The organism is Phocaeicola sp. HCN-6420, from assembly GCF_037890145.1.
Taxonomy (GTDB): Bacteria; Bacteroidota; Bacteroidia; order Bacteroidales; family Bacteroidaceae; genus Phocaeicola.
Genome location: NZ_JBBKBJ010000052.1, coordinates 1 through 7152, shown reverse-complemented (window position 1 = coordinate 7152; position 7152 = coordinate 1). Strand labels below are relative to the sequence as shown.

Annotated in this window: 7 protein-coding genes and 1 pseudogene; all 8 read right to left on the bottom strand. The window is 37.2% G+C overall.

Annotation, left to right across the window (positions count from 1 at the left end; translation table 11 throughout):
- On the bottom strand, positions 1–181 hold a 181-nt coding region (locus tag WKT12_RS16125; protein ID WP_340320304.1), incomplete at its 3' end, for a DUF6443 domain-containing protein.
- Positions 182–383: 202 nt separating this feature from the next.
- A complete protein-coding gene (locus tag WKT12_RS16120) occupies positions 384–893 on the bottom strand; it encodes an SMI1/KNR4 family protein (RefSeq protein ID WP_204483353.1) in 510 nt (169 codons plus the stop codon).
- 1 nt (position 894) lies between these two features.
- The gene (locus WKT12_RS16540; protein WP_445323151.1) at positions 895–2298 is read right to left on the bottom strand and encodes an RHS repeat-associated core domain-containing protein; all 1404 of its coding nucleotides are present in this window, start codon (positions 2296–2298) and stop codon (positions 895–897) included.
- Between the two features lie 238 nt (positions 2299–2536).
- Complete coding sequence (locus WKT12_RS16105) at positions 2537–3022, bottom strand: hypothetical protein (RefSeq protein WP_340320303.1); 486 nt, start codon at positions 3020–3022, stop codon at positions 2537–2539.
- Positions 3015–4259: pseudogene (locus WKT12_RS16100) on the bottom strand (RHS repeat domain-containing protein); the annotation flags it as partial. The gene WKT12_RS16105 and the pseudogene WKT12_RS16100, both read right to left, overlap by 8 nt.
- Positions 4260–4468: 209 nt before the next feature.
- Positions 4469–5176 carry a hypothetical protein gene (locus WKT12_RS16095; protein ID WP_340320302.1) on the bottom strand — a complete coding sequence of 236 codons (708 nt, stop codon included), beginning with the start codon at positions 5174–5176 and terminating at the stop codon, positions 4469–4471.
- The gene (locus WKT12_RS16090) at positions 5173–5985 is read right to left on the bottom strand and encodes an RHS repeat-associated core domain-containing protein (protein WP_340320301.1); all 813 of its coding nucleotides are present in this window, start codon (positions 5983–5985) and stop codon (positions 5173–5175) included. Before WKT12_RS16090 ends, WKT12_RS16095 begins: the two co-directional genes overlap by 4 nt.
- Before the next feature lie 326 nt (positions 5986–6311).
- Positions 6312–7152: RHS repeat-associated core domain-containing protein (locus WKT12_RS16085; protein ID WP_340320300.1), on the bottom strand; the 841-nt coding region annotated here is incomplete at its 5' end.

The following is a 7152-nucleotide window of genomic DNA, read 5'->3' as shown; positions in this document are numbered from 1 at the left end:
GCGCTCCCTGTTCGAGTATCCTGTCGAGCTGGCTTTGTTCGAATACCGTCTCGGCATAGGGGAAGTCGGTGGGCGTCATCCCGGAGCGAAGTGAGTCTGCATAGTAGGCTCTGGTTTCTGCTTCAGCTTCGGTGCGGAACTGTCCTCCGGCTTCTCCGGATATACTAAAGAATCCTGCCATTATACTTGATAAGTAGCATATTGGCAGGATTACATTAAAGTTCTAATTTATTTGTGATTTAATATTAGACTTAATTATAGAATAAGAAATAAGATTGTTGAAAAGGTGATACCTTAACTAATTTTATTTGATATATTAAATAAAACTTTAAACTTTAGGAACTTGATTTTCAATAACCATATTCCTTATTCTATATGTTTATTTATTTATCAATTATTTTATTGTTACCATTATAGTCATAATATTTTAGGGTATTTCCTATTATCCAATTTTTAACGAAATCGATAAAGCTATTATTAGTTACTTCAGGCAAATCAGTTTCGCTATACTCATAGTCATGTTGCCAAAAGATAATTTCGTTAGAGAACCCTTGATTGGTTCTTATTCTTGTATCAAAACAATAGGAATTTCCGAAGCCATCAGGACTAAAAGGTATCAGATATTCATATTGAGGGTTTATCACCTCGTAATGTTCAAATTGATACGCGTTCACCAAATCATATTTATTATTTGTAATGCCAAGTACTTCATCTCCCATCAAACTAAATCCATTTGTAATACTTAATAAATATTTATAATCCTCAGGGAGAGGTAAATTAAATTTTGATTCAAACTGAGCGATTTCTTCCTCTAATACAGGATTATTAATCTCTAAAAGGTGAGGTGAGAATCTTAATAACTCTGCTATAATTAGATCAACTTCCTTTTTCATTTCATTTTTGTTCGTATTCATTTTTCCAATATTCTTTTTTTGCTCTATTAAATTCACTTCTATCTATTTGACTTTCTTTATTATGATTTGAATGATTTTTCTTATAGTTTCCTTTTCCACGATGCTCTTGTTTACTCATTTCTTTAAATGGACCTTTAGGATTTTGATTAATATGATGAATCTCAACAGGAGTCCCATCTGATTTGAAAGTAGGAGCCAATCCTGGCTTTGATGGAGGGTTTAATAAAGAACGGTCTATTTTATTTTCTGGCGCAATATCAATTTTAATATTATTGTTAGATTTTTCTATTGCCTTTCCCGCTCTGTTTGTGCTTTTTGCAACATCCGATATTTTATCTGTGGCACGAACACTATTAATAACAGCTCCTGCGCCTCCCGGTATAAATGGAACGGCAGCCGCTATAGCATCTATCACAACCCCTGCACCATCAATTGTAGCTGCACCATAACTTCCTTCACTAATATTCTTCCAAAAGCTATTTATACCAAGTGATAAACTGGCTGCATCCCATACCGTTTCCCAAATTCTTCCGTCCTTATCAATTCGATTGATTGGGTTACTTCCACAATATACATAAGAAGAGGTAAAGTAATCTTTTTCAGATAAAGGATCTGATGTGATAAACCTTCCCACAGCCGGATCATAATGCCTTACCCCATAGTCGTACCAGTTGAGTCCCTTTCGCGTGTCCAGTTCCTTTCCGTTGTACTTGTAGGGCTGTACGTTTCCGTTGTTGGCGAACATACCTCCGAAGGGGTAGTAATGGTTCACTTCCTCCACCTTTCCGTTCCGGTCTGCCACCACGCGGTTGTTTCCCTGATAATCCTTCAGGTAGTAGTGGTACATACCGTCGGGCAGGGATACATATCCGTATCCGGTAAGCAGTCTGGCGGGTTTTCCGTTTTCATAGATCAAATTCCCTGCATAGTCGGTGGTGGTCGTCTTTCCGTCTGCCCTGTGTACCGTGCGGAGCTTTCTTCCTTCGGCGTCATAGAGGTATTCGGTCGTACTTCCGTCTTCAAACTCAATGCGTTGCGGCAAATTTAGGAAATTATATTGAATATCCTCGATGTTCCGGTTCAAATCTTGGGTAAGATTTCCGTTTTCATCGTAGATATATTCCGTTTCCCTGTCCGCCCCATCCTTGAATTCAAAGCCGTTGTTGTATGCGGAACTTGCTGCATTGTCGGTAACTTTCGTCAGCTGGTTTCCGCTGTAGGTCAGTACGAGATTGTCCACCAGTCCGTATTCCTGCGCTCCGGTCTGTCCCATTCGTCTGATTCCGAGAATGTTTTCTGTCTTGTCGTACGCGGTAACCTCCTCATTAAAGCGGTTAGGGTTGACTGCAAGCCGTTCCCCCTCTCCGTATTCCGCTGTTTTCATGCGGTCCAGTCCGTCGTAGGTAAACCTGTAACCTCTTGTGGTCTGTTCCTCTCCTGCCTTCCAACTGATGCTGCTGATGTTTCCGTTATATTATTAGTGTTTATAAAAAAGAGACTGTTTCAAACTTTGGCTATTTGAATTCAGTCTCTTTTTAAAATAAGTTCTTACATATTTATATGTGTTACTATCATAATATTTGTATTGCCTTTTTATGGTCTTTTAATGTAATAATGCATGTTTATGGTATTTTCATGTTAAATTTAATATCTAAGAGATTTTGATTGTCTTCTTCATAAAAGTCTAATACAATTTCTTTTTTACCATCTCTTCTCATGAGGCTGATTATTCCATTTGGATCATCATCGAACTTGAAATCCCAATTAAAAGCAGATAGATTGGGAATCATATATAATCCACAAGATGTACTTTGGTCTAACCAAATGAGATATGGTATACTTTCATCCTGTTCTATAGAGTGTACAATTTCCTTTAATTTATTTTTGTCTTCAAAGGGTATTGTTTCTTTGTATACACATAGCCAAGATTTATTTCGTGATAAAAAATCATCCGTGTCTACGATGGTCAATAGTTGATTGGTGGTAACTTCAGTCTTTAGAATTCGTCTTAGAGTATTTAAATACTCTGGTAGGAAATTGACTTTACCAAATAATCTTCTTCTTTTTTGTTCGTAAGTTTCATTATTTTTAAGTTTCATTTTATTCATCAATATAATAGGTTTTACTTTTGTCACTTTTTAATTTAGGGCGATTGTATTTATTAAATTGAGGTATATCTTTATCCATTTTGATTTTTCCAGCTTCCCAATGTGGCTGTTCTTTATGGCTTCTGTCCAGTGTCTGTTGTTGTACTGATTTTAATTCTGTACCTCCTCCCTTTTTAGGAACTTCATAGGTATATTCTCTTCCTGAGGCATTCTTTGATTGGGATTTGGGTTGCGTACTGGTTGGAATTCCCTCTTTTCGCATGACATCTCTACGAGCAGCTCTTGAAGTCTCCTCTGTTTTTTCTATTGTCTTGCCTACTCTGTTTGTGCTTTTTGCAACATCCGAGATTTTATCTGTGGCACGAACACTATTAATAACAGCTCCTGCGCCTCCTGGTATAAATGGAATGGCAGCCGCTACAGCATCTATTACAACACCTGCACCATCAATTGCAGCTGCACCATAACTTCCTTCACTAATATTCTTCCAAAAGCTATTTATACCAAGTGATAAACTGGCTGCATCCCATACCGTTTCCCAAATTTTTCCGTCCTTATCAATTCGGTTGATAGGGTTACTTCCACAATATATATAAGGAGAGGCAGAATAATCTTTTTCAGATAAAGGGTCTGATGTGATAAATCTTCCCACAGCCGGGTCATAATGCCTTGCCCCATAGTCGTACCAGTTGAGTTCCTTCCGTGTGTCGAGTTCCTTTCCGTTGTACTTGTAGGGCTGTACGTTTCCGGTGGTGGCGAACATACCTCCGAAGGGGTAGTAATGGTTCACTTCCTCCACCTTTCCGTTCCGGTCTGCCACCACGCGGTTGTTTCCCTGATGATCCTGCAGGTAATAATGATACATACCGTCGGGCAGGGATACATATCCGTATTCCGTAACCAGTCTGATGGGGTTCCCGTTTTCATAGATCAAATTCCCTGCATAGTCGGTGGTGGTGGTCTTTCCGTCTGCCCTGTGTACCGTGCGGAGCTTTCTTCCGTCGGCGTCATAGAGGTATTCGGTCGTACTTCCGTCTTCGAACTCAATGCGTTGCGGCAAATTTAGGAAATTATATTGAATATCCTTGATGTTCCGGTTCAAATCTTGGGTAAGATTTCCGTTTTCATCGTAGATATATTCCGTTTCCCTGTCCGCCCCGTCCTTGAATTCAAAGCCGTTGTTGTATGCGGAACTTGCTGCATTGTCGGTAACTTTCGTCAGCTGGTTTCCGTTGTAGCAGGGGGGCAATTCCTTCCGTATAGTGCAGCTCCTCCTTGAAGAGCAGGCTTTCGATGGAGGTCATCTTGTCCTGGATGCATCACTGGCAGTGTTTCATAAAAAGAGAGACTGTTTCAAATTTTAATTATTCGAAAACAGTCTCTCTTTATGAGAATATTATGTTTTATTGTATTTCCTTTTTTCCTTTTATGAGGTAAAAGCAGATACTAATATCCATAAAATCCTTTAAGGTCATCTTCTTTTGGCGGAAACATAAAAATCTGTTTAGCTATAGATGACATAGCAGATGAAAGTTCTTCCAGTTCTTTTTGAGCTTTTCCTTCTCCGTATAATAACATTGTATATTGACAATATGTAGCAACTGCCATCATGTAATCTCCTTTTGATAGCTTTTGAGGGTCATCTGATTGTAAGTATTCTAAGATTTCCTTTTTGTGCTTATCAATGTAGGTTTTTATGATAGAAACTATTTTATGTAGATATTTCTTTTCACCTTCCTTGTCATTTTTGGCATGGCATTGCATTGCTTTAAAGCGATTTTTTATAACGATTAAATACGGATAGTCTTTTATGTATTCATATTTGTTTAAGGAATATACATACTCAACCGCCTTGTCATATTCTCCCATTTCTGCTAAAATACCTAATTTCCCTAATTCAAAATAATAGAGTTTTGAATACCCCTTTTCGATAGCTTCTTCTACCAAATAGAGAGCCGAGTCCAAATACTCTTTATGTTTGGGGGAAGTTGTTTGATACATAAAAATATATTGCTTAGATTCTTTTTGGTATTTCTTAAATAGAGAATCTACCAATATAGAGTCGGCAGATGACAAGTCTGCCTTTTTTGCTCCATGATTCTGACAACCTGTAAAAGCAACGGTCAGCAATAATATTTGTAATAATGCTTTCATTTTTGTTGTATAAATAAAGGGTTTAACTTCAAATTCCATTCCATTCTTACGGACTGGGTAAATAATGCTCCGCTATTGGTTGCACCTGCTTCTACTACGGCATGACTAAAATAGCTGTTCCTATTTAGATTCTGTGCCGGAATCGAAATAGTTGCAGTTCGTGGAACTGTTCCGGTTACATATATGATATTTCCTTTGGGTCTTACTAAAGGAGTTGTGTATTTTTTATCATAAAAAACAGAGAACCATCCCGAGTAAATGTTTCTATAGCTTTCATTTGAGGATAATGCTTGTTGGGAAAGGTTTGCAGTAAATGTTATTCCTTCAAATACTTTTCCTTGAGCATTGTCCTGAGTTGCTTGACTGGAATCTGTGGTAACATTAGCAGAAACTGTCAGATTTCCAGAAGAGGAAGAGAGTCCACCTTGTGGAGCTATCCCCATTGGTATTTTTTCATCACCATCAATTCCTCCACTCCAAGCTTTCTCTTGTTTTGTATCATACGTAGTCGGTAAGTTAAAATGATACAGAATATCTTTCTCATTCTTACCTACATATCTATACCCCTCCGGAGTCTGGCTTGCTGATGTTATATTGTCTTTCCATTCTATTTTATTTGTTTTCACATCCTCTCCCCAATCATCCAGCATACCATTCGGGTCAATACGGTTGACTGGATTATTACTTGTATAGCAATATGGAGACAAACCAATCCGTTTCTCCTGCATCGGATCCTGCACATGCCATCTTCCTACAGCCGGGTCATAATGCCTTGCCCCGTAATCGTACTCTAAACTATACTTAATCATTATTATTGTTCTGTGATTTTAGAAGATACAATAATATTATTAAAGAAATCATTGTATATAAGATTGCTATTCCATGTATCAGCTTATATGATGCAATACTATTTGATATTTCATTCATAGTAAAAGTTAAAGTAGGAGTTTTAGGCCAAGCATAAACTTGATAATATATTATATCTAATGAGTTGATATAATTGTAGCATAAAAAAAGGAATGTAATACTTGATACCCCCAACCAACTCCATAAGACAATTCTATTTAGTCTTGCATTTTTCATATTTTTAAATATTTATGAGGGTGAATGTTGGAATTCACCCTCGTATTAGTAACTACTCTGTTTTAAATTCATTTAATATTTTTTCGGGACTAAGAGATATTATTTTTCTTTCGTTTCCGAATAAAGCTCTAATGTTATCCCAAATAATAGCTTTTGATGCTCCTTGGAGTGCTTTAAATGGAGCAATTTCACCTTTTAAAAAAGATACATCACCGCCTCCTTTTTCAATAGCTTCTATAGATAAAGTGGTACAATTATTATTCAGAAGATTATATTCATCAATAACTCTTGCATTACTCTTGTTTTTTATTTTGTTTCCAGATGGGATTTTATCACTTTGATTGAATTTATCTTGAAAGAATCTATCGACCTTAGAATCTGAGCCATTAGCAAATTCAAAAGCTGATGCTTTTCGATTATTGATTTGATCTTTGATAAACTCTTTTGCTTCTGTTCCTTTGTATATTATTAAAACGCCTTCACCTATTGGTGATGTTGAATTAGCCGATGATTTATCTTTATAAACTGCACCATATCTTCCATAAGTATATACTGTTGTATTGTCTCCATTACCTGTTGTTATAAATGTATGTCCTAATCCCTGAGTTTCAATATACATACGAGGCTTTAAGCCTTCTACATCTATAAATTTGATAGGATTATTACAAACATAACAGTAACTATTTACATATGAATATTTCTCCTGCATCGGATCCTGCACATGCCATCTTCCTACAGCTGGGTCATAATGCCTTACCCCATAGTCGTACCAGTTGAGTTCCTTCCGTGTGTCGAGTTCCTTTCCGTTGTACTTGTAAGGCTGTATGTTTCCGGTGGTGGGGAACATACCTCCGAAGGGGTAGTAATGGTTCACTTCCTCCACCTTTCCGTTA

What these genes read in the sequence shown, in the direction of transcription:
- WKT12_RS16540 (WP_445323151.1), bottom strand. Translation starts at nt 2,298, where the DNA reads ATGAAAACAGCGGAATACGGAGAGGGGGAACGGCTTGCAGTCAACCCT.
- WKT12_RS16090 (WP_340320301.1), bottom strand. Translation starts at nt 5,985, where the DNA reads ATGATTAAGTATAGTTTAGAGTACGATTACGGGGCAAGGCATTATGAC.
- WKT12_RS16120 (WP_204483353.1), bottom strand. Translation starts at nt 893, where the DNA reads ATGAAAAAGGAAGTTGATCTAATTATAGCAGAGTTATTAAGATTCTCA.
- WKT12_RS16095 (WP_340320302.1), bottom strand. Translation starts at nt 5,176, where the DNA reads ATGAAAGCATTATTACAAATATTATTGCTGACCGTTGCTTTTACAGGT.
- WKT12_RS16105 (WP_340320303.1), bottom strand. Translation starts at nt 3,022, where the DNA reads ATGAATAAAATGAAACTTAAAAATAATGAAACTTACGAACAAAAAAGA.